Below are 26,252 nucleotides of genomic sequence, written 5' to 3'. Positions count from 1 at the left end.
CTACGAGCGCGCCGGCGCGTAGCCGTGCCACTCGTAAATCTGAGCGCCGCCATTGTCGTAGATCATCGTCCAGTACGGCGACTTGTCCAGTGAGACTAGCCCGTCGGGGATCTTGAACCCGCGCACCGTCGGGCCGCTGGCCAGCACGTAGCGGATGTTCAGCGCTTTGATCGCCGCGGGAACCCGCGGATCGCTGTCGCCCCTGCGAGCGAACGCCCAGAAGATGTAGCGGTGGTAGCCCGGACCCATTTGCACCGGGTAGTCGTAGTGCGTCCACAGTGGGTGCAACCCGGCCACCGCATACATCCAGGCCGTGCCGTCGACGTTGGAGTCGCCGATCAACGTGTCGCGGGCACCGGGCAGCTTAGCCAGGTACGCCATGGCGTCCAGGTCCTGCTGGTTGACCATCACCTGGTCGTACTTATCGCCGAACAGGAACCGGTGTCGGGGGAAGTAGTGCCACGCGCTGCCCAGGACGACTGCGACCAGCAGCGCCGCGCTGGCGGCTGCCCAGAAGCGCGTCGGCATGGGGCGGCGCTGCTGGGTCAGCCGCTTCGCCAGCCCTACCACCGCGCCGACGATTACCACCAGGGCTACCGCCGCCATCAGGTTCAGCAGCGGTGTGGTGGCCGCGGCGATCCGGCGCGGATCCTTGTAGAAGAACTCGCCGAAGAGGCCGGCGACCGCGCCGATCGGGCCGCCAAACGGCGTCCCCGCGTCGACGTTGACCACCACGAACAGCAGCCACACCGCCAACGGCCACCAGACCTTTTTGATCAGCATGATGAATCCGCCGACGGCGGCCAGGAAGATCAGACCGTACTGCACCGGGAAGTCGTTGAGATGTCTGGAATGCTGGAAGACAGCGTCGAACAGGCCGCGTTTCTTGCTGAGGTAGGTCAAGAAGGAATGCCCGGCGATGATGTCTTCCTGTTGGGTGACGCACAGGAACTGGGGTAGCAGGATCAGCCCGGACGTTAGGGCCACGCTGAACAACGTCACGAAGTCGGCCAGTCGTCCGCGTGCGGGGTGCCAGAGCGCCTCGAACAGCCACCAGGCCGACACCAGCACCACCGCGATGATGCCGCCGGTGATGTGTACGGAGAACACGCCGATCAGTGCCAGCACCGCGACCGGGATGCGATCCCGATGGCGCACCGTGGACGTGATCAGCGCCATGGTGGGTATGGCGACCCCGTACGCGGCCAGGTTGGGCATCGCGGCGGTGTCGAACTCCACGTATGGCACCGCGGTGAACGACGCCGACAGCGCCGCGGCGGTGGCCGAAACTGCCGCGGTGCGCCACTCGCTGGTGTGGGTGCGCAGCGCGCGCCAGGCCAGCACAGCCGCGCTGACCGGGAACAGCCAGACCGCGACCGCGACGGAGGAAAGCGTGTAGCCGGTGGTGGCCGCTGCACCGGTGAGCTGGCAGAAAACGGCAATCAGCGCGTGAAACACCGACGGGTAGTAGAGCAGTGCGTGGGTTTCGACGTTGCGCAGCTCACCCATGTGGGTGGACGACGCTTGCCCGGTGTCCAGAATCCAGCGCACCTCGTTGGCGTGCCAGACCGCATCCCAGGTGCTCGGGATGGTCTGCCAGTGCTGCAGGCCCGCGAACGCGGCCCAACCGATCAGCACGGCACCCAACAACACACCGGCGGCCACCAGCAGCCCGGGGCCCGGGCTCACACCGAGTGCCTCGGCCTGCGGATCGCGGAACCTGGCGAGCAGCAGGGTCAAGCCCGTCGCCAACACGCACACCACAGCCAGTGCGGCCAGCGCCGTCCAGCCGTTCCAGGGGATGCCGAGCGCGCCGTAGGGGATGATCGCCAGGGCCACGACGCCGTACGTCAGCGGCGGGCCGACCGCGATCGCGATCGGCCACCTCAACTGCGCGATACGTGCGACGATGGCACCCGGTGCGATCAGCAGGACCAATGCGATCAGCGTTCCGAAGCACAAGCTCACTCGACTAGTATGGCTGCCCGGGTGCCCCTCGCTCGGGAGGCCGTAACGGCTAGAACGTCTCTGGCGCACCCGCTACCGTCTACCCGTCTACAAAACGGCGAGTGCTCTCGAGAGTTTTAAGGTGGCTGGCATGGCCTACGACGTCGCCCGGGTGCGTGGACTGCACCCATCGCTTGGTGACGGATGGGTGCACTTCGATGCACCGGCCGGCATGCTGATCCCCGATTCCGTGGCGACCACCGTGTCGACGGCGTTCCGCCGGTCCGGGGCCAGCATGGTCGGCGCGCACCCGTCGGCTCGGCGCAGCGCCGCGGTGCTGGAGGCGGCTCGCGAGGCGGTGGCTGACCTGGTCAATGCCGACCCCAGCGGCGTGGTGCTGGGCTCTGACCGGGCGGTGCTGCTGTCGTCACTGGCCGAGGCTTCGTCCGCGCGTGCCGGCCTGGGCTACGAGGTGGTAGTCAGCCGGCTGGACGACGAGGCCAACATCGCGCCGTGGCTGCGCGCGGCGCACCTGTACGGCGCGAAGGTCAAGTGGGCCGAGGTCGACATTGAGACCGGGGAGCTGCCGACCTGGCAGTGGGAGAGTCTGATCGGCAAGTCCACCCGGCTGGTCGCGGTGACGTCGGCGTCGGGAACGTTGGGTGCCGTCACCGACCTGCGCGCGATGACCAAACTTGTGCACGACGTCGGCGGCTTGGTGGTGGTCGACCATTCCGCCGCGGCGCCGTACCGGTTGTTCGATCTCAAGGAGACCGACGCCGACGTGGTGACGATGAACGCGGTGGCGTGGGGCGGCCCGCCGATCGGCGCGATGGTGTTCCGCGACCCGGCGCTGATGAACACCTTCGGCTCGGTGTCGACCAATCCTTACGCGACGGGTCCGGCCCGCCTGGAGTTGGGTGTACACCAATTCGGTCTGCTGGGCGGCGTGGTGGCCAGCGTGGAGTACTTGGCGTCGCTGGACGAGTCCGCACGTGGCAGCCGGCGGGAACGCTTGTCGGTGTCGATGCATTCGGCGTCGGCGTACCTGAACCGGATCTACGACTACCTGATGTCCTCGCTGCGGTCGCTACCGTTGGTGATCCTGCTCGGCCGCCCGGAGGCGCGGATTCCGGTAATCAGCTTCGCGGTCAACGAAGTGCCGGCCGACCGGGTGGTGCAGCGGTTGGCGGACAACGGGATTCTAGCGATTGCCAACGCCGGTTCGCGGGTGCTCGACGTGCTGGGCGTCAACGACATCGGGGGCGCGGTGACGGTCGGGTTGGCGCACTACTCGACGATGGCCGAGGTCGACCAGTTGGTGCGAGCGCTGGCCTCGCTGGGCTGAATTGGTCTTTCGAACCTAACTGGGCAGCGATTTGCGACGGCTCGATCTCGCCGCGGCGCCACATTCGCCGAGAAGCTCAGACGGTCAGCACGATCTTTCCGGTGACCCCACCCGAAACCAGCAGCTGATGAGCCTCCGCGACCTGTTGGATGGGCAGTCGGGCGCCGACGATCGGTCGGACGGCCCCGCTGGCAAACATCGGCCAAACCGATGTGGTCACCGCGTCGGCGACCGCACTCTTGCTGTTCGGCCCGTCCACCGGCCGGCCGCGTAGCGTGGTGCCAATCACCCGCGCCCGCTTGGCTAGCAGCTTGCCCAGGTTGAGTTCGGCCTTGACGCCGCCCTGCATGCCAATAACGATCAACTGTCCGTCGATAGCCAGCGCATCGATATTGCGGTCCAGGTAGGCCGCCCCCATGATGTCGAGAATCACATTGGCGCCGGCGCCTTCAGTCTCCTTGGCGAGGCGCGCTACGAAGTCCTCGTCTTTGTAGTTGATCGTGATCTGGGCGCCGAGCTCTCTGCAGAAGTCCAGCTTCTCCGCCGAGCCGGCGGTGACGGCCACGCGCGCGCCGAGGGCGCGGGCCACCTGGATGCCATGGGTGCCGATCCCGCTGCCACCGCCTTGCAGTAGCACCAGCTGGCCTGGGCTGAGGTGGGCGGTCATCACCAGGTTCGACCACACTGTGCAGGCCACCTCGGGGATCCCGGCGGCGTCGACGAGGCCGATGGGTGAGGGAATTGGCAGCACCTGTCCGGCTGGAACGGCGACGTACTCCGCGTAGCCGCCTCCGGCTAGGAGTGCGCAAACCTCTTGTCCGACAGTCCATTTGGTGACATCGGCGCCGACTTCGGTGATGGTGCCGCTGACCTCCATGCCGATAATCTCGCTGGCTCCCGGCGGGGGTGGGTACTTGCCCGCCGCCTGCAGCACGTCGGCGCGGTTGACGCCGGCGGCAGCCACTTTGATAAGTACCTCGCCGGGGCCTGGTGATGCGTCGGGCACGTTCTGCCAGACCAGTCGTTCGGCGGATTCGGCGACGATGGCGCGCATGAAGGCCACGCTACCCGGTCTGCGCGCCTTGGAGTCTGGCCTCGCCCGCTACCCTTATCGGCGGTGGCGTGGCAGAGCGGCCTAATGCACTCGCCTTGAAAGCGAGAGACGGCTAAAACCGTCCGGGGGTTCAAATCCCTCCGCCACCGCAGCCGCGGGTCTTATGAGTGCCTGCCCGCATTGCCTGAGATTGCCAAAAATCTCCCTCCAATCACTTGCCAGATGCTCACTGTCGCGCTATATAAAAAGTGTGTCACTTGGCACAGATTTCCTATCCGCGACGAATTTGATTGGAGTGTTGGAGGTGGCGACCATGTTGGTGCGTAGCGATCCGTTCCGCGATCTCGATCGCTTCACTCAGCAGGTTCCGGGCACCGCGGCGCGGCCGGCGGTGATGCCGATGGACGCTTGGCGCGAGGGTGAGCGGTTCGTCGTCGAGTTCGACTTGCCGGGTATCAACCCCGACTCGCTGGATCTGGATATTGAGCGCAACGTGGTGACCGTTCGGGCTGAACGGCCAGACGTGGATTCCAGCCAGGAGATGCTGGCCACCGAACGGCCGCGAGGGGTGTTCTCCCGGCAGTTAGTGCTCGGCGACAATCTCGACACCGAGCGCATCGAGGCCTCATACGACGCAGGTGTGCTGCGGTTGCGCATCCCTGTTGCGGAGAAGGCCAAGCCCCGCAAGATCACGGTCAGCCGCAACCAGAAACAGCACGCGCTTAGCGCCTGAGTAGCCAGTCCGAATCCTGACAGAAGGTGGGTCAGTGATGCCGCAGTGCTCAGCATGGACGGCGCCGGGAACACTGTGCGCAACCGTCGCGGCGCCAGCGCAGCAGCCTGTGCCGATCGCGAATGACCCGGCCGTGATCGCGCTGATCGCCGAGGTCGATGCCATCCTGTGCGCAGCGGAGCGAAGCCTGCTCTGCCGGCCACCGGTACCACGAGCGACCGGATGCACCCTGGATGCGTCCCGGCGTGCTGGTCGGTCTTGCCGCTTAGCGGTCAGACCGCGGCGGGGACCGGCACATCGAATCGATGCCGTGCAGCGCAGCCCTCCGGGCCTGCGGCAGCTCGCCGGAACTAACGGGTGGCCGCATTCAGCGGATGGCATTCAGCAGATGGCGTTGCGCAGAAGGAGGTGATGTCATCACGACGGAGACGAGCGGGTCAGCTCGCCACCCCGGGGCATACCGTGGGCGCTGTCGGCACCTCAAAGGGTGACGAACACGCCAATACCCAGTTCGGGCAATTCATCCCGGGGCGGGTGGCCCGCCCCCAATGTTCACCGCTGACCTGACAACCGAGCTATCGACAGGCTGGTTCGCCAATTCTGCGCTGCTCGGTGCGTGAGGGAAGCCCTTTCGGTACCCCGGGCACGTTCGCTACATCGGCATCTCGGCGGCGATGGTGTCCATCAAGGCGGTGTAGCGCTTGAGTTCCGGGTCCCGGCCGGGTTTGCCGCTACTGATCAAACCCGCGGCCAGACCCCGCTGCGGGTCCGCCCAGATCGCGATGTTGGCCAGGCCCAGGTTGCCGAACGCGGCGGGCGCGTTGCGCCCGAACGGACCGAACCGTTTGGTGCCCAACATGTAACCGGTGCCCCAACGGGCCGGTTGCAGCCCCACCGCGAAGTCCGGCCGCAGCCGTCGAGATTCCTGCACCGCGCCGTACATGCGTTCCGGGCTCATGACGCGCACGCCGTCGAGTTCGCCGCCCCGGCGCCAGATTTCGGCAAAGCGCGATAACTCGTCGGCGGTGGAGATGGTGTTGGACGACGGCACCACCGTCGACAGGAACGCGGGGGTGTTGGTGTACGGGATGATCTCGTGCACGGTGCCGCCGATTGCTTTGCGGAAGATCGCCGCGATCACCGGCGGCAACGGCCGGCCGGTCGGATGGCTGGGCGCGACCAACGGGATGTCCTGCGGGGCCACGCCGAAATTGGTCCAGCGGAAGTTCAGCGGATCCAGGATCTCGGTCGCCAGGATTTCACGAATGTCTTTGCCGGCGGCCGCGTAGACAATCTCGCGCATGAGCGGGCCCCAGGTCAGCGCGTGATAGATGTGCACCAGGCCCGGCCGATACAGCGGCCGCAGTTTGCCTAGCTGTTCCTGCGCGTACTCGTGGTCGTCGGCTCGGCGCAGGTCGGGCTTGGGTCCGGTGGGGAACGGGACGCCCGCGCTGTGGGTGAGCACGTGCCGGATGGTGGTCCGGTCCTTGCCATGGCTGGTGTAGCTGGGGATGTATTCGCAGACTCGGTCGTCGAGGGCGAAAACACCGCGTTCGACGAGCATGTGCACCACGGTTGCGGTAATTCCCTTAGCCGCCGAGTACACGCAGAACGGTGTGTCGGTAGTGACCGGGACCTTCTCTGCATCGGGTTCATCGGTCGGCGCGTTGCCCCAGCCGTGCCCGATCGCGCGGTTGAGTACGACCTTGCCGTTGCGGCGGATGCACAGCTGGATGGCGGGGTGCATGCCGCCGCGATACCAGTGCCGGGCGGCCTGCCAGATCCGCTCGATGGCGGCGCGGTCGACGTCGGAGTGGTCTTCTTCGCCGGTCGCCGTCACGGCGTTCAGGTCGTCGGGAACGCGGATTTTGCCGTCGGGAGTCATCAAGGCGAGGGTACGTGGCGCGACCGCGAGACGGTCCGGCAACGTTCTAGCGTGGGGTAATGCGAACACGCTATATCGAGTTGATCCTGCTGGTTTTCGGCTTTTACTCGGTAGGTCTCGGGCTGTTCATGATCCTGGCACCGGGGACGTTCTTCGATACCCTCGGCGCGTTCGGCGTTCGCAACACTCACTACATCCTCGACAACGCCTCGTTCGAGTTGCCGTTGGGATTACTGCTGCTGGCCGCCCTGCGCTGGCCGTCCTGGCGGGTACCGGCGCTGGCCTTCGCGACGGTGCACTGGGCGCTGCATACGGTCAGCCACCTCATCGACACGCGTCACCATGCCGGCGCGACGGTCGGATGGCTCGAGTTCGCGGCCCTGGCGATCTCGACGTGTTGGCTCGCGGCGGCCCTGTGGGTGAGTGCTACTCGCCAGTGAAGCGCGGTGGGCGCTTCTCGAAGGTGGCCGCGATGCCTTCGGACAGGTCCTTGGACGGCAGGAACGCCGAGTTCCACGCGGCGACGTAGCGCAGGCTTTCCGATACCGCCGCGATGCGTTGCTGGTCGAGAACGTCCTTGACGCCGTAGACGGCCAACGGTGGGTTGGCTGCGATCTCGGCCGCGGTGGCGTGAGCGGCGGCCAGGGTGGCCTCCGCATCGTCGTACACGTCGTTGACCAGGCCAATCTTCTCGGCGCGGGCGGCGTCAATGTCCTTGCCGGTCAGGGCGAGTTCGCGCAGGTGCCCGTCGTTGAGGATCAACGGTAGCCGGGCCAGGCTGCCGACGTCGGCGACGATCGCCAGGCGGACCTCACGGACGGAGAACTTCGCGTCGGCGCTGGCGTAGCGGATGTCGACCGCGGAGATCAGGTCGACACCGCCGCCGATGCACCAGCCCTGCACAGCGGCGATAGTTGGGGTGCGGCAGTCCGCGACCGCGCTGATCGCCCCCTGCATTCGTCGCAGCTCGGTGTGGAAGTCGGTGCGCGGGCGGGCCAGCGCTCCGTCGGCCATCAGCGGCGCGAAGGTGCCGCCCATGGCGGGCAGGTCCAGGCCGTAGCTGAAGTTCCTGCCCGATCCGGCGATGACGATGGCGCGCACCTCACGGTCGGCGTCCAGCGTGGCGAACACGTCCGGCATCTCCGCCCAGAACGCGGGCCCCATCGCGTTGCCCTTACCCGGGCCGATCAGCGTCACTTGCGCGACGCGGTCCTTGATCTCGACCGTGACGGATTCGTATGTTGCGCCCATAGGTCAGACCGTAGCGTGGCGAGTATGCCCTCAGACTTGCGACCCGGACCGGATTCTCCGCCCACCGACGAGCTGGCCAGCGCCGAAGCCACCCTCGCTGTGCTGCGGCAGGTACTGCATCCCATCGGCCGCGACGACAAGTCCAAGCAGACGCCGTGCGCGGAGTACGACGTCAAGGCGCTGACCACGCATCTGCTCAACTCGATCACCACGTTGGGGGGCATGGTCGGCGCGCAGATCGCGGTGCCCCAGGACACCGATTCGGTGGAGCACCTGGTGATTGGCGCCGCGCGGCCGGCTTTGGATGCATGGCATAAGCACGGATTGGAGGGCGAGGTTGCGCTGGGCCCCAACTCGATGCCAGCCAGGGTTGCGGCGTCGGTCTTCTCGATCGAGTTTTTGGTCCACGCCTGGGATTACGCGACCGCGGTGGGCCACGGCGTCGATGCCCCCGATTCGCTGTCGGAGTACGTGCTGGAGCTTTCGCAGCGGGTGATCAAGCCCGAACAACGCGGCGCGGCCGGTTTCGACGATCCCGTCGACGTCCCCGACGATGCGAGCGCCCTGGCTCGGTTGGTCGCCTTCACTGGCCGCAACCCGGCCCGGTAACGCGACCCGCTCAGCCCCTAGGCGCGCTCGAGATAGAAGTAGAAGTACTTGCCGTCATGCACAACGCCCTTGCCGTTCATGATGCCCATGACCGCGGCGTCGTCGACCTTCTTGAAGTGGTCGTGCACCGGCTGACCGTCGTAGACCATGGTGGCGGTGACCTCGCCGCGGAATTCCTCCAGCCACAGACTCGCTTCGCCCTTGCCCATCGCGACGTTGGAGAACTTGTTGCCGGCATCGTCCAGGCACACCAGTGGTTGTACGTCGGAGGCTGACTTGGACGTCTTGCCGTACCAGCGCGACTTCTCCAGCTGGCCGTTCATCTTGTGACCGGTGACAAACTCGCCGCCCTTCCACTCGCCGAGCATGCCGTCGACGGTTGCGGGTTCCAGCGTCGCCCAGAAGTCGTCAAGCTCGGCGTCCGGGATCGTGTCGGTGCGCTCCTTGAAGGCCTCGAACTGCTTTCGCGCCGCACTCATCTGCATCCTCCTCGAATCCAGCCGCGAGCAAACCGCAGCAGGGCGTCATTTTCCTCGGCGGCGGCAGTCACGGTGACACGCACACCGTCGGTGCCGTAGGGACGCACGATGATCAGCGCGTTGGCCGCCTGCTCGACGAAGTCCTGGGTGCGGGCGCCGAGCGGCAACCAGACGAAGTTTGCCTGCGACGACGGCAGAGTGAACCCGGCGTCGCGCAATGCCGCACTGACGCGGGCGCGCTCGGCCACCACGACGTCGGTGCGGGCTAGAAGTTCGTCCGCGGCCTCAAGTGAGGCGATGGCCGCGGCCTGGGAGACGCTCGTCGCGGTGAACGGCACGTAGACCTGGTCCAGGGCGGTGATAACGGCGGGATGACCGACGGCGTAGCCGACCCGCAGTCCCGCCAGTCCGTAGGCCTTGGAGAAGGTGCGTAGCACGACAACGTTGTCGTGCACGCGGACCAGCCCGAGGCTGGCGGGTGCCATGCCGTCGCGGATGTACTCGACGTACGCCTCGTCGATGACGATCAGAATGTGCGGCGGGACGGCCTGGACGAAGCGGGCCAGGGCGTCCGGATCGACCACGGTCGACGTCGGGTTGTTGGGATTGCAGACGAAGATCAGCCGGGTGCGGTCGGTGACCGCGGCCAACATCGCGTCGAGATCGAAGGTGTGGTCAGTCAGCGGGATCTGGATTGGGGTGGCGCCGGCAACCAGGACCTGCGGCGGGTACAGCTCGAAGCTGCGCCACCCGAAGATCACCTCGTCGCCGGCCGCCGCGGTGATCTGCACCAGCTGCTGGCAGAGGCTGACCGATCCGCAACCCACCGCGACGTGCTCGGGTGCGAAGTCGGGACCGAGGTGGCGGGCCAGCGCCGCCTTGAGTTGTACGCACCCGTTGTCCGGGTAGCGGTTGATCAGCTCGGTGGCGTTCTCGATGGCCGCTCGGACGCTGGGCAGCGGGCCGAACACCGTTTCGTTGCTGGCCAGTTTGATGGCGCCGGGCACCGTCTTGCCCGGCACGTACACGGGAAGCCCGGCCAGCGCGGGCCGCAGGCGGGCGGTCACTTCGACAGCATATGTCGCGGCTGTGTACGCTATGCCTCCGGCGGTTCCGGGTTCCGCGGTCGGGTACCCTCAGGGAGGCCAAGGAGGCGTGCCAGAGCGGCCGAATGGGGCTCACTGCTAATGAGTTGTCCCCCTCAAAGGGGACCGGAGGTTCAAATCCTCTCGCCTCCGCCACGCAACACCAGCAGGACAACTTAAGACCGGCGCCCGTAGCTCAACGGATAGAGCATCTGACTACGGATCAGAAGGTTAGGGGTTCGAATCCCTTCGGGCGCGCTCGGCAGCTTCCAGCCGCACTCGGCAATCACCGATGATGCGGTGGTGCCTCGTCACGCAGTCGCGCTTCGTCCTGCACCTCGCGCATCAGGTCCTCGTCGGCGTAGCGTGCCAGGTCTTCGCGCGTGACACCGGGTTTCGGCTCGTGGGGTGAACGTTCGGAGCGCATCAGCCGATTGTTGCAGCACCCAGCGACCTACGGTTAATGCGTCTCGATCAGTCGCAGCGCCCGCTCGAACAGGTGCACTGTGGCAGCGTGTAGCTGGTCGCCGACTTCCCGCTCGGCCTTTCCCGCGCAGGCCCTCGCCAGCGTGCCCTCGATCACGATACCGAGCTTGAAGCAGGCCAGCACGGTGTACCAGTCGATCTGAGACAGGTCCCGGGTGGTGTTCCGCGCATAGCGCGCCAGCAGTTCGTCGGTGCTGGCCAGCCCATCGGTGCCGCCCAGGGCGTGGCTGAAGACCGAGGATCCGTCGTCCTGGCGCCAAGTCGCCAGCAGCCAGCCCAGGTCCAGCAGCGGGTCGCCGATGGTGGACATCTCCCAGTCACAGATAGCGACCACTTCCGGGCCGGTACGGGAGAACATCACGTTGGCTGCGTGGTAGTCGCCGTGCATGATTCCGGGCTTCCAGCTGCTCGGCCGGTTGCGCTCCAGCCAGCCCGCGACCTCGTCGATGCCGGGGATGTCCGGTCCCGGGTAGCCGTCGTACTCTTGGTAGGACGCCAGCTCCGAAAGCCAGCGTGGGACTTGGCGTTCCAGAAACCCCTCGGGTTTGCCGTAGTCGGCGAGCCCGACCGCGGCGTGGTCGACCGCGCCCAGTTTGGCCAGCGCGTCGGCCATCGACAGACCCATCCCGTGCCGCACCTCGGGATTCCCGGCATGCAATGGTGGCAGACCTTCGCCGGCGTTGAAGCCGTCGATCGGCTCCATCAGGTAGAACACCGCGTCGCCCAGCACGCTGGTGTCGTCACAGGTTGCGATCAGATGTGGATGTGGCACATCGGAGTCGGCCAGCGCGGCCAGCGCCCTGGTCTCGCGCAGGATCACGCTGTTGCTGCGGGTGCGCAGATGCCGCGGTCCGCGCCGCAGCACGTAGGACCGGCCGGACCGGGTAAAGCGCAGCATGATGTTCTGCGTGCCGCCGGTGATCGAGGTGACATCCTGCAACGGGCCCTCGCCAAGGCCCCGCGTGGACATCCAGCGCGCCACCGCATCGAGATCAACCGAGGTCATGATTTGGCCCGAATGATCAGGTTCTGCGGATCCCAGTCGGCATCGGGTAGCTCGGCGAACACTTTCTGCGGCCTGCGAGTCATGCTGCTCCTTTGCAACCTGTCTACCGTCTGGCAAAAAGCGTAGGGGACTCTTGAAGGGCGTTTGCCGCACAGGTCGGCTGGAAGAATGGCGGCATGCCGCGTACCGACAACGATTCCTGGGACATCACCGAAAGTGTCGGCGCCACCGCTTTGGGTGTGGCTGCCGCGCGCGCTGTGGAGACCGAGAGCGACGACCCACTGATCAAAGACCCGTTCGCGCGGGTGTTCCTGGATGCGGCGGGGGAGGGCGTGTGGAGCATCTACGCCAACCCCGCATTGCTGTCCGGCGCCGTCGACGTGGATCCGGAAGTGGTTGCGCGGGTGCGGTTGATGGTCGACTTCATGGCGACGCGGACCGCGTTCTTCGACGAGTTCTTCCTCGGCGCGGCCGACGCGGGCGTTCGGCAGGTAGTGATCCTGGCATCGGGGCTGGACTCTCGGGCCTGGCGGCTACCCTGGCCCGACGGCACCGTCGTCTACGAACTGGACCAGCCCCGCGTCCTGGACTTCAAGACCACCACCTTGCGCCGTCACGGCGCAGAGCCGACGTCGCGGCTAGTGAGCATTCCCGTTGACCTACGGAAAGACTGGCCAAAAGTGCTGCAGGAAGCGGGTTTTGATGCTTCACAACCGACTGCCTGGTCAGCCGAGGGCTTAGTGCGCTACCTGCCCGCACAGGGCCAGGATTTGTTGTTCGAACGTATCGACGCGCTCAGCCCGCCGGGCAGCTGGCTGGCCACGAACGTTCCCGGTGAGGGCTTCCTAGATCCCGACCTGGTACGACGGCAGCGCGAGGACATGCGACGGATGCGCGCGGTCGCCGCTCGGCTCGCCAATGTCGAGGTCGAGGACCCCGACGATCTCTGGTACGCCGAGGAGCGCACTCCGGTCGACGACTGGTTGCGTGATCGGGGCTGGCAGGTGTCGGCGCAGACGTTCGCAGAACTGCTGAGCCGGTATGGTCGCGAGTCGGGTGGTGAACGGAAAAACTCCTTGCCACCAACGCTTTTCGTTTCCGCGCAGCGGCCCAAGCCCTGACGGACCCGCGTAGCTGCGCGCTCAGCTGGACTTCGACTGCTCGACGTCCTTCTTGATGGCCGCGATCGCGTCGACCGGCGTCAGGTTCTGACCCTGACTGTTCTGGCCGAGCTGTGGCCAGCCCGCTCCGTCGGGGCCGCGCAGTTGATCCCAGATGTCTCGCACCTTGGTCAACAACTCGGCCTGTTCCTCGTCGCTGAGTGCCATCAGCGGTCCTCCGTTCATGGTGATGCCGCAGGCGGCGGCGAATTGTTGCGGTGTGAGCCCGTCGGCGGAATTCATGTCGCACCGGCCGAACGGCGGCGCACCCTGCGGCAGGTTGGGGCTGTAGCCCGAACCGTCGGTGTACTGGTGGGCCACCTGGCCGGGCAGGTTGGGGTTGGAACCGTAGCCGGCTGCCACCACCCGCAGCCCAGCCGGCCGCAGCCGCCACATGTTGAGAAAGTCATAGGCGTTGGCGTAACCGATGATTCGCCCCGGCGACCCGGCGTAGTCCGCCAGGTTCCAGTACACCTGGTTGATCCAGCTGGAGCCGTCGCCCGGGGGGTTGCCACCGGATTCGACGTCGAGCATCAACGCTATCCGTGGATGCAATCCACCCTGTGCGTCGATCGTCGAACGCACGGTATCGACGTTCGCCTGCCAATTCGGCCGCACGTAGGTGTACACGACTCCGAAGGTCAGCTGGCCGGTATCCAAGGCGATGCGCATCCAGGCGTAGTTGCGTGCGAAGTTGTGGTCGACATAGGACCCGTCGCTCACGCGAATGGATAGCACCTGATACGGATACGAGTCATCCACCGGCACTTGATATTCCGAGATATCCGCGAACAGCGTGTCGGTCACGGTGCCGTTATCCTCCTTTGCCGCAATGGTTGTCGCACCATGCTATCGAGCCTGATCGGCTTCAGCAGCGGCGGAGGGGGCGAAACGGAAGGGAACCGGCCCCGATCAGTGACAACCGTAGGCAAGTCGAAAGCGCGTGCCACGGACCGACTGTTGCGGTTGGCATCGCAGATTCTACGCGCATTTCAGGTTTAGGCACGAGTGCAACGGGCAAAGCTCTCGGCACGGGAATTGCATCGGGACATCGGAGGCAACTATGGTTCGCGGTCGCGGAATTCTGGGCACAATTGTGCTGGTGTGGCTGCTCATAGGGATCCTCGCAGCCTGGCAGCGCGACTATTTCAAAGGTGAGGAAACCAGTTGTGCCTCACTGGGAACCGTTGCGGTGACGGTTATCGCCGGACCGCTTAATTACATGGGCGTGAACCCGAAAGTTAAGGACTGCCACGCACCACGTCTGCCGCAACCCAGCGCAATGCATTCAATCGATCTCATCCCTGCTAGGTAAAGGAAACTACAATGATTCTCGTTGGTGCCGTCCTGCTAATCCTCGGATTTGTTTTCGGCGTCCACTTGTTGACGGTGCTCGGAGTAGTGCTCCTCGTCGTCGGCGCGGTGATGTGGGCAATGGGATCCATCGGTCGCCCGGTCGCCGGCCGGCGCTACTGGTACTAATCGACCCGCCTCGACTCGCGGGGGAAAGGTCGCGTGATCGCAGAGCGGTCACGCGACCGTTTCATAGCAGCCACACAGCAACGCCATAGCCTCGGCCTAAGGGAATACCCGGATACTGGACGAGTGGCGTCTCCCAAAACCTCGGTCGAGCGGGTAGTGATGTGCCGCGCGGATGGCCAGCCGGTCACCGTGCTGGTGGTCGATGATGAACCTGTCCTCGCGGAAATGGTGTCGATGGCCCTGCGTTACGAGGGCTGGAATATCGCCACCGCAGGTGACGGCTCGTCGGCGATTGCCACCGCGCGCGCCGAACGACCCGACGTCGTTGTTCTCGATGTGATGTTGCCCGACATGAGCGGTCTGGATGTACTGCACAAGCTCCGGCAGGAGAATCCGCGCCTGCCGGTGTTGCTGTTGACGGCCAAGGATGCGGTGGAAGACCGCATCGCCGGATTGACCGCCGGCGGAGATGATTACGTCACCAAACCCTTCAGCATCGAAGAGGTGGTGCTGCGGCTGCGCGCATTGCTGCGGCGCACCGGGGTGACAACCGTCGACAGCGGTGCCCAGCTCGTCGTCGGCGACCTCGTCCTGGACGAGGACAGCCACGAGGTGACCCGTGCCGGCGAACCAATCTCGTTGACGTCGACCGAGTTCGAGTTGTTGCGATTCATGATGCGCAACGCCAAGAGGGTGCTGAGCAAGGCGCAGATCCTGGACCGCGTGTGGAGTTACGACTTCGGTGGCCGCTCCAACATCGTCGAGCTCTACATCTCCTACCTGCGCAAGAAAATCGACAATGGACGCGAACCCATGATCCACACGCTGCGCGGCGCAGGCTATGTCCTCAAGCCGGCGCGCTAGGAGGCCGGGAGTCTGGTCGCTGCGCCTGCGGCTCCTGGTTGGGCAGGTTGCTGTGCTGGCGATCGTCTGCGTCGGGATCACCGGGGCAACCGAATTGTCGCTGCGCCACCACCTGCTGGCGCAACTCGACAGCCAACTGAGCGGAACGTCGTACCGCTCGTCGCTGATGTATCCCGACCCGCCTCGTCGTCACGAATCGCGCACGGTGAAGAGCGGACCGGGTCCGAGGTTTCTGGACGCGCCGGGCCAGCCGGCCGGCATGGTCGCGGCTGTGGTCACTGACGGCAAGACCGTCGACGCCGGTTACCTGACCGGCAGCGGATCCCGGGCCGCACTGACCCCGACCGCCCAGCAGCAGCTGGAGCGGATCGCGGGTAGCCGGTCGCCGGTGACCTTGGACCTCGACGGGCTGGGGCGCTACCGGGTGATGGCCGCCCCGAGCCGCAACCGCGAAGATCTGATTGTCACCGGCCTGTCGATGTCGAACATCGACGCCACCATGCTGCGCATGCTGGTCATCTTCGGCATCGTCACCCTGATCGCACTGGCCGCCGCGACCACCGCCGGCGTGGTGATCATCCGGCGTGCGCTGGCCCCACTGGGCCGAGTTGCGCAGACCGCGACGAAGGTCGTCGAGCTGCCGCTGGACCGCGGTGAGGTGGAACTGCCGGTGCGCGTCTCCGAATCCGACGCCAACCCCAATACCGAAGTGGGGCAGCTGGGTTCGGCCCTCAACCGGATGCTCGACCACATCGCCGCGGCGCTGTCGACGCGTCAGGCCAGCGAGACCCGGGTCCGCCAGTTCGTCGCAGACGCCAGTCACGAACTGCGGACCCCGCTGGCCGCGATCCGCGGCTACACCGAACTCGCCCAGCGCATGGGCAAGGACGGCGACGATCGAGAGGCGGTGGCGCATGCCATGAGCCGGGTGGCCTCGGAGACCGAGCGCATCACCCGGCTCGTGGAGGACTTGTTGCTGCTGGCCCGACTGGACTCCGGGCGTCCGCTGGAGCGGGAACCGGTGGATCTGTCCCGGCTCGCCGTCGACGCGGTCAGCGACGCGCATATCGCGGGACCCGACCACGAGTGGGAGCTCGATCTGCCACCCGAGCCGGTGGTGGTCGTCGGAGACGAGGCCCGACTGCGCCAGGTGATGGCCAACCTGCTGGCCAACGCCCGGGTGCACACCGGCGCAGGCACCGTGGTCACCACCCGGTTGACCGCTGAGCCGACGCACGCGCTGCTGCAGGTCGTCGACAACGGTCCCGGCATTCCGCAGGCTCAGCAGTCAGAGGTGTTCGAGCGGTTCGTGCGCGGCGACACCTCGCGGTCTCGCAAAGGCGGCAGTACCGGGCTGGGCCTGGCGATTGTGTCCGCTGTCGTCCGCGCCCACAACGGGAAGATCACAGTGCACAGCTCACCCGGTAGTACCGAGTTTGCGGTGCGGTTGCCCGTTAACGGCTCGGCAACCGCACCGTCGCCGAACTAGCTCAGGGGCAGGAGACGTCGATCTCGAACGACTTCTTGACGATCGCCGTCGGGTTGGCCATGTCCGCACCGGTGGCTGTTCCGCTGATCTTGTAGCTGCTGCCGTTCTTGGTCGCCTCGGCCTTGGCGTCGGGAGTTCCCGGGGCGTAGGCGAGGGTGACACCGTTGACGTTGCCGAGCGCAACGGACTTCACCTCGGGCGGACTGCCGTCGGACAGCACGGCGCCAATCCCGGTCGCCTGCCCGCCGATCGCGATGTTGACGGTGCCGCCGACGGTGGTGCACACGGTCGTTCCGCTGACGTGCTGATCCTGGCCTTCGATGAGAACCTTCGACGAGGCGTTGCCGCCTCCGCCCGGGGCGGCGCTGGAGGAGCCGCTGCTTGCCGGCTTGTTGTTGCTCGAACAGCCCGAAAGACTTGCCGCCAGAATGGCCGCCGCGGCCGCCGCAACCGTCAGTCCACGCTTCACCTGTGCTCCTTTGCCCGAGGTAACGATCCGTCACCATTGAGGACCGCCCCGGCAGTATGCGGTTGAACCGGACCCGGGGTCTAGAGACCGCGCAAAATTCCTCGATAGTTCCTTAACTCGACGGACCGCGATGGTGGCAAGGTATTGGCGGTGGACCACAAATCACCTTCCGCCGCCATCGAGTCAGCACACGCAAATTATTCGCTGCCGGTGCACGACACCCGGGATTTCGACGACGCCGACCGCGGCTTCATTGCCGCCCTGTCCCCATGCGTGATCAAGGCGGCCGACGGCCGGGTGGTGTGGGACAACGACGCCTACTCATTTCTCACCGGGCCGGCGCCCACGTCGGTACACCCCAGCCTGTGGCGACAGTCCACGCTGGCGGCCAAGCAGGGCCTCTATGAGGTGGTGCCGGGTATCTACCAGGTCCGCGGATTCGACATCTCCAACATCAGCTTCGTAGAGGGCGACACTGGGGTAATCGTCATCGACCCACTGGTGTCCACCGAGACCGCCGCCGCGGCGCTGCAGTTGTACCGGACCCACCGCGGCGGTGAACGTCCGGTGGTCGCGGTGATCTACACCCACAGCCACGTCGATCACTTCGGCGGCGTTCTCGGTGTCACTTCGCAGGCCGACGTCGACGCCGGCAAGGTCGCCATCCTGGCTCCGGAGGGATTCACAGCGCACGCCGTGCAGGAGAATGTCTACGCGGGCCCGGCGATGACACGCCGCGCCAGCTACATGTACGGTGCGCTGCTGGACCGCGGCCCGCAAGGACAGGTGGGGTGCGGTCTCGGTCAGGTCGCCTCGACCGGCGAGGTGGCCCTGATCGTCCCCACGGTCGACATCCGGGCGACGGGGGAGACGCACGTGATCGACGGTGTGCAGATCGAGTTCCAGATGGCGCCGGGCACCGAGGCGCCCGCCGAAATGCATTTCTATTTCCCGCAATTCCGTGCGCTGTGCATGGCCGAGAACGCCACCCACAACCTGCACAATCTGCTGACGCTGCGCGGTGCGCTGGTGCGGGATCCGCATGCCTGGGCCGGTTACCTGACCGAGGCGATCGACACGTTCGTCGACCGCTCCGATGTGGTGTTCACGTCTCATCACTGGCCAACGTGGGGACGCGAGCGCATCGTGGAATTCTTGTCGCTGCAGCGAGATCTCTACGCGTATCTACACGACCAGACGTTGCGGCTGCTGAACCAGGGCTACACCGGCGTCGAGATCGCCGAAATGTTCCAGATGCCAACGGCTTTAGAGCAGGCCTGGCACGCCCGCGGCTACTACGGCTCGGTCAGCCACAACGTCAAGGCGGTCTATCAGCGCTACATGGGCTGGTTCGACGGCAATCCAGGCCGGTTGTGGCCGCACCCCCCTGAAGTGCTGGGGCCACGCTATGTTGCTGCCATCGGCGGCGTCGACCGGGTGGTCGAACTCGCCCGGGCCGCCTTCGATGAAGGTGATTACCGTTGGGCAGCAACGCTACTCGATCACGCGATATTTACCGACGAGCACCACGCGGGGGCGCGCGAGCTGTACGCCGACACGTTGGAACAGCTGGGCTACGGCGCCGAGAACGCGACTTGGCGCAACTTCTTCCTCGGCGGGGCCACCGAATTGCGGTCGGGAAACTTCGGGACGGCCACGCAGGTCACGTCGCCGACATTGCTGGCGCAGTTGACGCCCGAGCAGGTTTTCGATGGCCTGGCCATCCGGGTGAACGGGCCGCGCAGCTGGGATCTTGACATCAGCGTCGACGTCACGTTCGAGGATATGGACGCCAACTACCGCCTGGCCTTGCGCAACGGTGTGCTGATACACCGCCGTGTCCCAGCCGATCCGGCCACCGCCACCGTTACGGTCAAGCTGGCCAACAAGTTTCGGCTCTTGCTCGTGGCGCTCGGTGACTTCAACTCACCGGGGCTCGAGCTGTCCGGCGACCAGAGCGCATTGCAAGCACTGTTGGGTGTGCTCGACGCACCCAACCCCAGCTTCAACATCGTCACCCCCTGAGCGCGAGCAGACGCAAAAGCACGTGGGAGCGTGCGCTCCACGGTGCTTTTGCGTCTGCTCGCGCAACTACGGGACGTCGATGATGACCTTGCCGAGGACTTTGCGGTCGGCTACATAGCGCAGTGCCGCAGGCGTTTCGGCTAGCGGGAAGCGGGCGCCGATATACGGCCGGATCTTGCCCGCGGCGAACATCTGCGACAGCTCGGCGAGGTCGCGTGCGCATTCGTCGGGGTAATCGCTCATGAAGGTGCGGATCTCCATGCCGCGGATGGTGACGTCTTTGAGCATGACCAGGTTCAGCGGGATAGCCGGGATGGACCCGGCCGCGTAGCCGAGGGTGACGAACATGCCGCCGCGGGCCAGCCCGCGCAGCGCCGGTTCGGCGTAGCCGCCGCCGACGGGGTCCAGGACCACCCGGGCGCTGTCGCCGGTGAGTTCCCGGATGCGCAGCTTCAGGTCCTCGCGGTCGTAGTCGACGGTGGCGTGCGCGCCACGCTCCCGGCACAGTTGCAGCTTCTCTGGACTGGACGCCGCCGCCAGTACCTTCGCACCCATTGCGACGGCCAGGTCTACCGCGGCCAGGCCCACCCCGCCAGCCGCTCCGAGCACCACAACCCAGTCACCGGCCTTTACTTCGGCCACCGAGCGCAGCGCGTGATAGGCCGTCCGGTAGGTCACGCCGAATGCTGCCGCAGAACCGAAGTCGACGCCGTCGGGGATCAGCTCGCCGACGGACGCGTCGAGCAGTGCGAGCTCGGCAAACGCGCCGAACGTGGTGCCAAACACCCGCTGGCCCACGTCGAACGCCGCGCCTTGGGCGACCGCTACCACCTCTCCGGCGATCTCGTTGCCGGGTATGAACGGCGGCGGGATCTTCACCTGGTACTTGCCGGCGACGAACAACACATCGGGAAAGTTGACGGCCGCGGCGTGCACCCGCACCAGCACCTGTCCAGGCGTCGGCACCGGGTCGGCCACCTCGGTGAGCGCGAGATCCTCGGGGGGCCCGTAGGCATTGCAGACGATCGCGCGCATCAGCTGACTCCCAGACCGAGCAGACAGAACCGGACTAGATGCCCGATGTCGTCCGGCCCCGGCCGGTCACCCGACCCCACGTAACGTCGCATCATTGCCACCGTGCAACCGTAGACGGCCTCGACGTCGCGCTCGACGTCGGCGCTGCCCAGCGCGGTCACCGGGTCGACCAGCAGTCCCCGCAGCGGCCGCATCATTTCCTGTTCGGCGGCATGCCAATTCGACAACTGTCCGGCCGCCGCGCGACTCATGCTGATCAGATGAGGGTCAGCGACCTGAGCGAGCGCACCCTCGACCCAGCGGGCGATCTTGTCCCGCGGCCGGGTTTCCTTGGCCATCTGATGTTCGAGGTAAGACACCACAATCCCGACCCCGCGCTCCATCACGGCCAGGATCAGATCGTCCTTGCCGGCGAAGTATCGGTAGAACGCCTTGTTCGACGAGCCGGCCTCGACCACGATGTCGCTGACCCGCGGCGGCTCGGGGGCTACCCGCTCCATCACCCGCACCGCGGCGGCCAGGATGCGCTCCACCTCCTCGGTCGCACCGCGCTGCCGGTCATCGAGGGCCCGCTCGACGGCCGCGGCGACCCTGCTGTTCATGGCGAATCGGGAAGCGCCGGAACGCGATCGATCAATCCGGCATACTTCTCGCGGGCCGCCTCGCGGCGAACGTCCAGCATCTCGCTGGGCCACTCACCTTCCTCGGCCTGGTAGCCCTTGAGCAGCATCCGGGCCAGGTTCACCTTGTGAGCCTCGGTCGGTCCGTCGGCCAGTCCCAGCGCGATACCCCCCAGCAGCGTGTTGACCAGTGGTAGCTGGTCGCTGAGCCCGAGCGCCCCGTGGACCTGGATCGCGCGCATGCCAATGGATTTGAGTACCTGAGATGCCAAGATCTTGCAGGTTGCTATCTCGGCACGAGCGGCGCGTTCGTTACCGTTGTCGATCAGCCACGCGGCGTGCAGTACGGTCAGCCGAAATGGTGTCAACTCGGTGTAGGAGTCGGCGATGAACTCCTGCACCATCTGCTTCTCGGCCAGCAAACCGCCTTGAGTGAAGCGGCTTTTCACGCGCCGCGACATCATCTCGACTGCCCGCTGCGCCACCCCGAGCGAGCGCATCGCGTGGTGCAGCCTGCCGCCCGCCAACCGCGTCTGCAGGATCAAGAACCCCTGGCCGGCGTCGCCCAGCAGTGCGTCGGGACCCACCCGCACGTCGTCGTAGCGCACCAGCGAGTGTCCCGGCTCGTGGGGATCCGCCCCAACCAGGTGGTGGTTGGCTTCGATCGTCAGGCCGGGTGTCCCGGCCGGGACCAGGAAGGTCGAAGCGCCGTGGTGCACCGGCACGTCAGGATCGGTGATCGCCACGACGATGAAGAACGATGCGACGGCGGCGTTGGAGGAGAAGAACTTCCGACCGCTGATCACCCAGTCGTCACCGTCGCGCACGGCCCGGGTGGTGAAGACCCGCGGATCGGCTCCACCCTGCGGCTCGGTCATCGAGAAGCAGGAGAAGATCTCACCGGACAGCAGCCCGTCCAGGTAGCGGTCCTTCTGTTGCTGGGTGCCGAACCGGGCGATGATCTCGGCATTGCCGGTGTCGGGGGCTTGGGTTCCGAATACGATTGGCGCCCAAGGGCTACGGCCCAGGATCTCGTTGATAAGCGTCAGTTTCACCGCGCCGAAGCCCTGCCCGCCCAGTTCGGGTCCTAGATGCGGTGCCCACAGGCCCCGGTCGCGGACCTGCTGCTTGAGCGGGTCGACGATGCGGCGGCGTTCATCGTCCAGCGGCAGGAACTCGCAACCGGGGAACAGCACCTCCAGCGGCTCCACCTCGTCGCGGACGAATTGGCGCACCCATTCCAGCTTCTTCTCGAACTCTGGTTCGGTGGAAAAGTCCCACGCCATAACGAATCTCCTTCTGCTGAGGGCCGGTCAGAGGATGCCGCCGTCGGCCCGCAGGATGGAGCCGGTGGTGAAACTGGATGCGTCGGACGCCAGAAACAGTGCGGCGCCGACGATTTCGGATGGATCGCCGGCGCGCTTGAGTGAGAGCTGTTCGAACGGGTTTCGGTTGGCCTGATCGAGGTTCCATGCCTTGCTGACGTCGGTGAGGAAAGGCCCAGCCATCAGGGTGTTGACCCGAACCGTCGGCCCGAACGCTTTGGCCAGTGCTTCGGTCATCGCGTTCAGGCCGGCCTTGGCGCAAGCATACGGAATGATGTCGGGTGTCGGGCGTATCGATCCGGCAGTGCTCACGTTGATGATCGAGCCGCGCCCTGCGGCCACCATCCGCTCGCCCACCAGTGCCGACAGCCGAAACGGCCCTTTGAGATTGAGGTTGACGACCGAGTCGAACAGCTTCTCGGTGACGTCGGTGAGCTTGTCGTACAGCGGCGACATGCCCGCGTTGTTGATCAGGGTGTCGACCTTGCCGAACGCGTCGTAGGTTGCCTCGACCAGCCCGTCAAGCTGATCCCACCGGCCCACGTGCACCTGGTACGGAAGTGCGGTGCGGCCGGTTTCGGACTCGATCTCTTTGGCGACGGCCACGCAGTTGTCCAGGTTGCGGCTGGCGACTACCACGTCGGCGCCGCAACGGGCCGCGCCAAAAGCCATCTCGCGGCCCAGGCCGCGGCTGCCCCCGGTGATTAGCACCACCCGGTCGGTGAGATCGAAAAGCTGTTCTGCATAACCCATTTCATCGCACCTTGGCGGGCAACGTGCGGGCCATCTCGGCTGCGGTGGCGATCAGTTGCGGGATCATCGCTCCGAACGCGTCCTTGATCTTCGGATCGACGCCGCCTTTCTCGGTCCCCATACGGACCCCACGGGCATAGGTCTTCTCCAGCACAATGCCCAGCTTCCAGTTGGCCAACACCAGGTAGTAGTCGATGTTCTCGGTGGACAGCCCGCTGACTCTCTCGTAATGCTCCAGCAGTTCGGAGCGCTTGGGCATGCCGCTCATGTCCAGATAGAACCCGGCGGCCCGCGGCTCCTCACCGTCGTAACCCAACAGCGACCACGCCAGGTCGAGCAACGGATCGCCGACCGTAGTCATCTCCCAGTCCACGATCGCGGCCAGCCGAGCCGGGGCACCGTGGGCGAACATCACGTTGGCGAATTGATAGTCACCGTGCATGATTCCGGGCTTGTAGTGATCGGGCCGGTTCCGCCGCAGCCAGTCCGCAGCCTCCTCCAGGCCAGGCAGTTCGCGCACCTTGTAAGCGTCCAGGAAGTGCAGCCACCGATCGACCTGGCGTTCATGAAATCCGTCCGGGCGGCCGAAACCCTCCAGGCCCTGAGCACGCCAGTCCACCCGGCCCAGCCGCGCAGCACCGTCGATGAGTTGGAAAGCCAGCTCGCGTCGCGACGTCAGATCAGAGTCGAACGGCGCGCGCCACCCGCCTTCCATCGGGCTCCACCCGTCGATGGCGTTCATCACGTAGAACGGCATACCCAGCACCGAGCCGGTCTCGTCGGCCGCGATCAACTCCGCGTGCGGCACGTCGGTGCCGGACAGGGCGCGCACCAACCGGATCTCCCGGAGCAGCCCGTCGATACGGGCGGCGTCGGCGCGGGGGCCTGGCATCCGCAGGACCATCCGCTCGTTCCCGCGGTGCAGCAGGTACAGGGTGTTCTGAGATCCGCCGCTGAGCAGTTCAGCGACCGGCACTTCGCCGCTGCCCGGCGCGCCCTGGGCGTCCAGCCAGCGACCTAGCGCACCTGCATCCAGTTGCGTTACACCCGCTTGCGGCTTGCCGGCATCGGCCATAGTGCACACCCCACTCTCTGCATGGAGAATATCATTCTCCGCGACCGTGGGAAGAGCCAAAATGAGCGTGCGAAGCTTAGGCCATGCAACTAATCCTGGTGCGGCACGCGTTGCCGCTGCGCAGCGAACCCGGCGAAGGGGCCGACCCCGACCTTTCCGAGACGGGCGTCCAGCAGGGTGCGCGTCTGCCCGAGGCGCTGGCCAGGTTTCCCATCAGGCGGGTGGTCTCCAGTCCGCAGCGGCGCGCGATCCAGACCGCCGAGCCCGTATCACAGGCTCGGGAGCTAGAGATCGAGATCGATGACCGACTCGCCGAGTACGACCGCGACCTGCATTCCTACATTCCCGTCGAGCAGATCAAGGCCGAATTCCCCGACGAATGGGCGCGTATGGCGCAGGGACACCTGCCGAGCGCGGTCGACGAGGACGCATTCCGTGGGCGGGTGCGTGCCGCCATTGAGGACCTCGTCGCGGCGGCGGAGCCCGACGACACCGTCGCGGCGTTCAGTCACGGCGGGGTCATCAACGTGGTGTTACACGAGATGTTGGGCACCGCGCGGTTGTTGTCCTTCCCGATCGACTATGCGTCGGTGACGCGGCTGTTGTTCTCCCGGAGCGGCCAGGGGACAGTGGCCAGCGTCAACGGCACCGAACACGTGTGGGATCTGCTGCCTCGGAATCAAAGGTGGTGAGTCGACGATGCGCGGCGCGGTGCGCCGTGTGGAGGAGCGAACGAATTCGGGCGGGGGTGAGTCGACGATGCGCGGCGCGGTGCGCTGTGTGGAGGAGCGAACGAATTCGGCGGGGGTGAGTCGACGATGCGCGGCGTGTTGCGCCGTGTGGAGGAGCGAACGAATTCGGCGGGGGTGAGTCGACGATGCGCGGCGCGGTGCGCCGTGTGGAGGAGCGAACGAATTCGGCGGGGGTGAGTCGACGATGCGCGGCGTGTTGCGCCGTGTGGAGGAGCGAACTAATTCAAAGGTGGTGATTCAATCCCGAGCAACCCTCGGTGGTAAACAAGTCCGGTGACATCAGTGGACCGACTTGACGGCTTGAACCTAGCCGCGCTGGACGGGTATCTGCGTTCACTGGGTATCGCCCGAGACGGCGAGTTGCACGGTGAATTCATCTCCGGTGGCCGTTCCAATCTGACCTTCCGCGTCTACGACGATGCGACCAGCTGGCTGGTTCGCCGTCCGCCACTGCACGGGCTGACACCGTCGGCGCACGACATGAGCCGCGAATACAAAGTGGTGGCAGCCCTGCGGGACACCCCGGTTCCGGTGGCGCGCGCGATCGCGCTGTGCGAGGACGACTCGGTGTTGGGTGGGCCGTTCCAGATCGTCGAGTTCGTCGCTGGGCAGGTGGTGCGCCGGCGCACCCAACTGGAATCGCTGGGCCGTCGCGCCATCGACGGCTGTGTCGACGCGCTAATCCGGGTTCTCGTCGATCTGCACAGCATCGACCCGGAATCGGTTGGGCTGGGCGACTTCGGCAAACCCAACGGCTACCTGGAACGCCAAGTGCGGCGGTGGGGTTCGCAGTGGGAACTGGTGCGGCTGCCCGACGACCGCCGTGACGGTGACGTGGCCAAGCTGCACTCCGCATTGCAGCAGGCCATTCCGAAGCAGAGCAGGACGTCGATCGTGCACGGCGACTATCGCATCGACAACACCATCCTGGACGCCGAAGACCCCACCATCGTGCGCGCCGTCGTGGACTGGGAACTCTCGACGCTGGGCGACCCGATCAGTGACGCAGCGCTGATGTGCGTGTATCGCGACCCGGCATTGGACCTGATCATCGACACGCAGGCGGCCTGGACATCGCCGTTGCTGCCTTCGGCCGACGAATTGGCAGACCGGTATTCGCTGGTCTCCGGACACGCACTGGGGCCCTGGGAGTTCTACATGGCGCTGGCCTATTTCAAGCTGGCGATTATCGCGGCGGGCATCGACTTCCGCCGCCGCATGTCCGAGCAAGCTGATGGTCGAGACGGATCTGATGATGCACCCGACGTGGTGGCGCCCTTGATCTCCCGCGGGCTTGGCGAGATCGCCAAGATGAGCTGA

27 protein-coding genes and 3 tRNA genes are annotated in these 26,252 nt (G+C 65.9%); 15 read left to right on the top strand and 15 right to left on the bottom strand.

The window, feature by feature from the left end; all coding sequences use genetic code 11:
• A complete protein-coding gene (locus tag H0P51_RS27285) occupies positions 1-1,968 on the bottom strand; it encodes a DUF6541 family protein (protein WP_180915883.1) in 1,968 nt (655 codons plus the stop codon).
• A 130-nt stretch (positions 1,969-2,098) separates the two neighbouring features.
• Between H0P51_RS27285 and H0P51_RS27280 the strand changes: the two genes are divergently transcribed.
• Positions 2,099-3,295 carry a cysteine desulfurase-like protein gene (locus tag H0P51_RS27280; RefSeq protein WP_180915882.1) on the top strand — a complete coding sequence of 399 codons (1,197 nt, stop codon included), beginning with the start codon at positions 2,099-2,101 and terminating at the stop codon, positions 3,293-3,295.
• 76 nt (positions 3,296-3,371) lie between these two features.
• Here the strand turns inward: H0P51_RS27280 and H0P51_RS27275 are convergent, their stop codons facing one another.
• Entirely contained in the window at positions 3,372-4,349 is a 978-nt protein-coding gene (locus H0P51_RS27275; protein ID WP_180915881.1) for an NAD(P)H-quinone oxidoreductase, read from the bottom strand.
• Between the two features lie 62 nt (positions 4,350-4,411).
• Between H0P51_RS27275 and H0P51_RS27270 the strand changes: the two genes are divergently transcribed.
• Together H0P51_RS27270 and H0P51_RS27265 are read left to right on the top strand one after the other, a co-directional pair.
• Positions 4,412-4,498 (top strand) — tRNA-Ser (locus H0P51_RS27270).
• Positions 4,499-4,662: 164 nt separating this feature from the next.
• Positions 4,663-5,082, top strand: coding sequence for an Hsp20/alpha crystallin family protein (locus H0P51_RS27265; protein ID WP_180915880.1), 420 nt, complete (start codon positions 4,663-4,665; stop codon positions 5,080-5,082).
• A 652-nt stretch (positions 5,083-5,734) separates the two neighbouring features.
• Here H0P51_RS27265 and lipE read toward each other — a convergent pair.
• Positions 5,735-6,970 carry a lipase LipE gene (gene lipE / locus H0P51_RS27260; RefSeq protein ID WP_180919260.1) on the bottom strand — a complete coding sequence of 412 codons (1,236 nt, stop codon included), beginning with the start codon at positions 6,968-6,970 and terminating at the stop codon, positions 5,735-5,737.
• Between the two features lie 56 nt (positions 6,971-7,026).
• Between lipE and H0P51_RS27255 the strand changes: the two genes are divergently transcribed.
• Positions 7,027-7,407, top strand: coding sequence for a hypothetical protein (locus H0P51_RS27255; protein WP_180915879.1), 381 nt, complete (start codon positions 7,027-7,029; stop codon positions 7,405-7,407).
• On the opposite strand, the gene H0P51_RS27250 is transcribed toward H0P51_RS27255, so the two are convergent.
• A complete protein-coding gene (locus tag H0P51_RS27250; RefSeq protein WP_180915878.1) occupies positions 7,394-8,218 on the bottom strand; it encodes a crotonase/enoyl-CoA hydratase family protein in 825 nt (274 codons plus the stop codon). The two genes, H0P51_RS27255 and H0P51_RS27250, sit on opposite strands and share 14 nt — an antisense overlap.
• Positions 8,219-8,242: 24 nt before the next feature.
• On the opposite strand from H0P51_RS27250, the gene H0P51_RS27245 reads away from it, so the two are divergent.
• Complete coding sequence (locus tag H0P51_RS27245) at positions 8,243-8,827, top strand: TIGR03086 family metal-binding protein (protein WP_180915877.1); 585 nt, start codon at positions 8,243-8,245, stop codon at positions 8,825-8,827.
• Between the two features lie 17 nt (positions 8,828-8,844).
• Here the strand turns inward: H0P51_RS27245 and H0P51_RS27240 are convergent, their stop codons facing one another.
• Both H0P51_RS27240 and H0P51_RS27235 read right to left on the bottom strand, forming a co-directional pair.
• Positions 8,845-9,306: a DUF4334 domain-containing protein gene (locus H0P51_RS27240; RefSeq protein ID WP_180915876.1), complete on the bottom strand. Its 462-nt coding sequence runs from the start codon at positions 9,304-9,306 to the stop codon at positions 8,845-8,847.
• Positions 9,303-10,373, bottom strand: a complete 1,071-nt coding sequence (locus H0P51_RS27235; RefSeq protein WP_180915875.1) for a pyridoxal phosphate-dependent aminotransferase — start codon at positions 10,371-10,373, stop codon at positions 9,303-9,305. Before H0P51_RS27235 ends, H0P51_RS27240 begins: the two co-directional genes overlap by 4 nt.
• Before the next feature lie 82 nt (positions 10,374-10,455).
• Between H0P51_RS27235 and H0P51_RS27230 the strand changes: the two genes are divergently transcribed.
• Both H0P51_RS27230 and H0P51_RS27225 read left to right on the top strand, forming a co-directional pair.
• Positions 10,456-10,547: transfer RNA gene (locus H0P51_RS27230), tRNA-Ser, on the top strand.
• A 29-nt stretch (positions 10,548-10,576) separates the two neighbouring features.
• A tRNA-Arg gene (locus H0P51_RS27225) sits at positions 10,577-10,649 on the top strand.
• Between the two features lie 28 nt (positions 10,650-10,677).
• Here the strand turns inward: H0P51_RS27225 and H0P51_RS27220 are convergent.
• Together H0P51_RS27220 and H0P51_RS27215 are read right to left on the bottom strand one after the other, a co-directional pair.
• Positions 10,678-10,818: a hypothetical protein gene (locus tag H0P51_RS27220; protein WP_180915874.1), complete on the bottom strand. Its 141-nt coding sequence runs from the start codon at positions 10,816-10,818 to the stop codon at positions 10,678-10,680.
• A 33-nt stretch (positions 10,819-10,851) separates the two neighbouring features.
• Positions 10,852-11,883 (bottom strand): phosphotransferase family protein, encoded by a 1,032-nt coding sequence (locus H0P51_RS27215; RefSeq protein ID WP_180915873.1) that lies wholly within the window; start codon positions 11,881-11,883, stop codon positions 10,852-10,854.
• Positions 11,884-12,059: 176 nt separating this feature from the next.
• Here H0P51_RS27215 and H0P51_RS27210 point away from each other — a divergent pair, with 176 nt between their 5' ends.
• Positions 12,060-13,004 (top strand): class I SAM-dependent methyltransferase, encoded by a 945-nt coding sequence (locus H0P51_RS27210; RefSeq protein WP_180915872.1) that lies wholly within the window; start codon positions 12,060-12,062, stop codon positions 13,002-13,004.
• A 21-nt stretch (positions 13,005-13,025) separates the two neighbouring features.
• Here H0P51_RS27210 and H0P51_RS27205 read toward each other — a convergent pair whose 3' ends face one another.
• On the bottom strand, positions 13,026-13,850 hold the full coding sequence (locus tag H0P51_RS27205) for a hypothetical protein (protein ID WP_180915871.1): 825 nt from the start codon (positions 13,848-13,850) through the stop codon (positions 13,026-13,028).
• A gap of 256 nt (positions 13,851-14,106) precedes the next feature.
• On the opposite strand from H0P51_RS27205, the gene H0P51_RS28765 reads away from it, so the two are divergent.
• The 4 genes from H0P51_RS28765 to H0P51_RS27190 all read left to right on the top strand — a co-directional run bounded on the left by H0P51_RS28765 (position 14,107) and on the right by H0P51_RS27190 (position 16,878).
• A complete protein-coding gene (locus H0P51_RS28765) occupies positions 14,107-14,358 on the top strand; it encodes a hypothetical protein (protein WP_246398244.1) in 252 nt (83 codons plus the stop codon).
• 11 nt (positions 14,359-14,369) lie between these two features.
• Entirely contained in the window at positions 14,370-14,525 is a 156-nt protein-coding gene (locus tag H0P51_RS27200) for a DUF6131 family protein (protein WP_180915870.1), read from the top strand.
• A 159-nt stretch (positions 14,526-14,684) separates the two neighbouring features.
• On the top strand, positions 14,685-15,389 hold the full coding sequence (tcrX, locus tag H0P51_RS27195; protein ID WP_180919259.1) for a two-component system response regulator TcrX: 705 nt from the start codon (positions 14,685-14,687) through the stop codon (positions 15,387-15,389).
• The gene (locus tag H0P51_RS27190; protein WP_180915869.1) at positions 15,367-16,878 is read left to right on the top strand and encodes a sensor histidine kinase; all 1,512 of its coding nucleotides are present in this window, start codon (positions 15,367-15,369) and stop codon (positions 16,876-16,878) included. The genes tcrX and H0P51_RS27190 overlap by 23 nt, the downstream gene beginning before the upstream one ends.
• A 1-nt stretch (position 16,879) precedes the next feature.
• Here the strand turns inward: H0P51_RS27190 and H0P51_RS27185 are convergent, their stop codons facing one another.
• Positions 16,880-17,347 (bottom strand): lipoprotein LpqH, encoded by a 468-nt coding sequence (locus tag H0P51_RS27185; RefSeq protein ID WP_180915868.1) that lies wholly within the window; start codon positions 17,345-17,347, stop codon positions 16,880-16,882.
• A gap of 150 nt (positions 17,348-17,497) precedes the next feature.
• Between H0P51_RS27185 and H0P51_RS27180 the strand changes: the two genes are divergently transcribed.
• On the top strand, positions 17,498-19,372 hold the full coding sequence (locus tag H0P51_RS27180; RefSeq protein ID WP_425488937.1) for an alkyl/aryl-sulfatase: 1,875 nt from the start codon (positions 17,498-17,500) through the stop codon (positions 19,370-19,372).
• 66 nt (positions 19,373-19,438) lie between these two features.
• Here H0P51_RS27180 and H0P51_RS27175 read toward each other — a convergent pair whose 3' ends face one another.
• The 5 genes from H0P51_RS27175 to H0P51_RS27155 are packed head-to-tail and all read right to left on the bottom strand — an operon-like array spanning position 19,439 to position 24,180.
• Positions 19,439-20,407: an NADPH:quinone oxidoreductase family protein gene (locus H0P51_RS27175; protein WP_180915866.1), complete on the bottom strand. Its 969-nt coding sequence runs from the start codon at positions 20,405-20,407 to the stop codon at positions 19,439-19,441.
• On the bottom strand, positions 20,407-21,009 hold the full coding sequence (locus tag H0P51_RS27170) for a TetR/AcrR family transcriptional regulator (protein ID WP_180915865.1): 603 nt from the start codon (positions 21,007-21,009) through the stop codon (positions 20,407-20,409). The genes H0P51_RS27175 and H0P51_RS27170 overlap by 1 nt, the downstream gene beginning before the upstream one ends.
• Entirely contained in the window at positions 21,006-22,313 is a 1,308-nt protein-coding gene (locus H0P51_RS27165) for an acyl-CoA dehydrogenase family protein (protein WP_180915864.1), read from the bottom strand. The genes H0P51_RS27170 and H0P51_RS27165 overlap by 4 nt, the downstream gene beginning before the upstream one ends.
• Before the next feature lie 27 nt (positions 22,314-22,340).
• On the bottom strand, positions 22,341-23,105 hold the full coding sequence (locus H0P51_RS27160) for an SDR family NAD(P)-dependent oxidoreductase (RefSeq protein WP_180915863.1): 765 nt from the start codon (positions 23,103-23,105) through the stop codon (positions 22,341-22,343).
• A 1-nt stretch (position 23,106) separates the two neighbouring features.
• A complete protein-coding gene (locus H0P51_RS27155; protein WP_180915862.1) occupies positions 23,107-24,180 on the bottom strand; it encodes a phosphotransferase family protein in 1,074 nt (357 codons plus the stop codon).
• 83 nt (positions 24,181-24,263) lie between these two features.
• Here H0P51_RS27155 and H0P51_RS27150 point away from each other — a divergent pair, with 83 nt between their 5' ends.
• Complete coding sequence (locus tag H0P51_RS27150) at positions 24,264-24,872, top strand: histidine phosphatase family protein (protein ID WP_180915861.1); 609 nt, start codon at positions 24,264-24,266, stop codon at positions 24,870-24,872.
• A 333-nt stretch (positions 24,873-25,205) separates the two neighbouring features.
• Positions 25,206-26,252 carry a phosphotransferase family protein gene (locus H0P51_RS27145; protein ID WP_180915860.1) on the top strand — a complete coding sequence of 349 codons (1,047 nt, stop codon included), beginning with the start codon at positions 25,206-25,208 and terminating at the stop codon, positions 26,250-26,252.

This window comes from Mycobacterium vicinigordonae (assembly GCF_013466425.1).
GTDB classification, from domain to species: Bacteria; Actinomycetota; Actinomycetes; order Mycobacteriales; family Mycobacteriaceae; genus Mycobacterium; species Mycobacterium vicinigordonae.
This window is presented reverse-complemented; position numbering and strand designations above follow the sequence as displayed.

Coding starts and splice junctions, on each gene's coding strand:
- H0P51_RS27160 (WP_180915863.1), bottom strand. CDS start 23,105: ATGGGTTATGCAGAACAGCTTTTCGATCTCACCGACCGGGTGGTGCTA.
- H0P51_RS27215 (WP_180915873.1), bottom strand. CDS start 11,883: ATGACCTCGGTTGATCTCGATGCGGTGGCGCGCTGGATGTCCACGCGG.
- H0P51_RS27200 (WP_180915870.1), top strand. CDS start 14,370: ATGATTCTCGTTGGTGCCGTCCTGCTAATCCTCGGATTTGTTTTCGGC.
- H0P51_RS27155 (WP_180915862.1), bottom strand. CDS start 24,180: ATGGCCGATGCCGGCAAGCCGCAAGCGGGTGTAACGCAACTGGATGCA.
- H0P51_RS27275 (WP_180915881.1), bottom strand. CDS start 4,349: ATGCGCGCCATCGTCGCCGAATCCGCCGAACGACTGGTCTGGCAGAAC.
- H0P51_RS27190 (WP_180915869.1), top strand. CDS start 15,367: ATGTCCTCAAGCCGGCGCGCTAGGAGGCCGGGAGTCTGGTCGCTGCGC.
- H0P51_RS27170 (WP_180915865.1), bottom strand. CDS start 21,009: ATGAACAGCAGGGTCGCCGCGGCCGTCGAGCGGGCCCTCGATGACCGG.
- H0P51_RS27210 (WP_180915872.1), top strand. CDS start 12,060: ATGCCGCGTACCGACAACGATTCCTGGGACATCACCGAAAGTGTCGGC.
- H0P51_RS27165 (WP_180915864.1), bottom strand. CDS start 22,313: ATGGCGTGGGACTTTTCCACCGAACCAGAGTTCGAGAAGAAGCTGGAA.
- H0P51_RS27255 (WP_180915879.1), top strand. CDS start 7,027: ATGCGAACACGCTATATCGAGTTGATCCTGCTGGTTTTCGGCTTTTAC.
- H0P51_RS27150 (WP_180915861.1), top strand. CDS start 24,264: ATGCAACTAATCCTGGTGCGGCACGCGTTGCCGCTGCGCAGCGAACCC.
- H0P51_RS27245 (WP_180915877.1), top strand. CDS start 8,243: ATGCCCTCAGACTTGCGACCCGGACCGGATTCTCCGCCCACCGACGAG.
- H0P51_RS28765 (WP_246398244.1), top strand. CDS start 14,107: ATGGTTCGCGGTCGCGGAATTCTGGGCACAATTGTGCTGGTGTGGCTG.
- H0P51_RS27240 (WP_180915876.1), bottom strand. CDS start 9,306: ATGAGTGCGGCGCGAAAGCAGTTCGAGGCCTTCAAGGAGCGCACCGAC.
- H0P51_RS27250 (WP_180915878.1), bottom strand. CDS start 8,218: ATGGGCGCAACATACGAATCCGTCACGGTCGAGATCAAGGACCGCGTC.
- H0P51_RS27220 (WP_180915874.1), bottom strand. CDS start 10,818: ATGCGCTCCGAACGTTCACCCCACGAGCCGAAACCCGGTGTCACGCGC.
- H0P51_RS27175 (WP_180915866.1), bottom strand. CDS start 20,407: ATGCGCGCGATCGTCTGCAATGCCTACGGGCCCCCCGAGGATCTCGCG.
- H0P51_RS27265 (WP_180915880.1), top strand. CDS start 4,663: ATGTTGGTGCGTAGCGATCCGTTCCGCGATCTCGATCGCTTCACTCAG.
- H0P51_RS27280 (WP_180915882.1), top strand. CDS start 2,099: ATGGCCTACGACGTCGCCCGGGTGCGTGGACTGCACCCATCGCTTGGT.
- tcrX (WP_180919259.1), top strand. CDS start 14,685: ATGTGCCGCGCGGATGGCCAGCCGGTCACCGTGCTGGTGGTCGATGAT.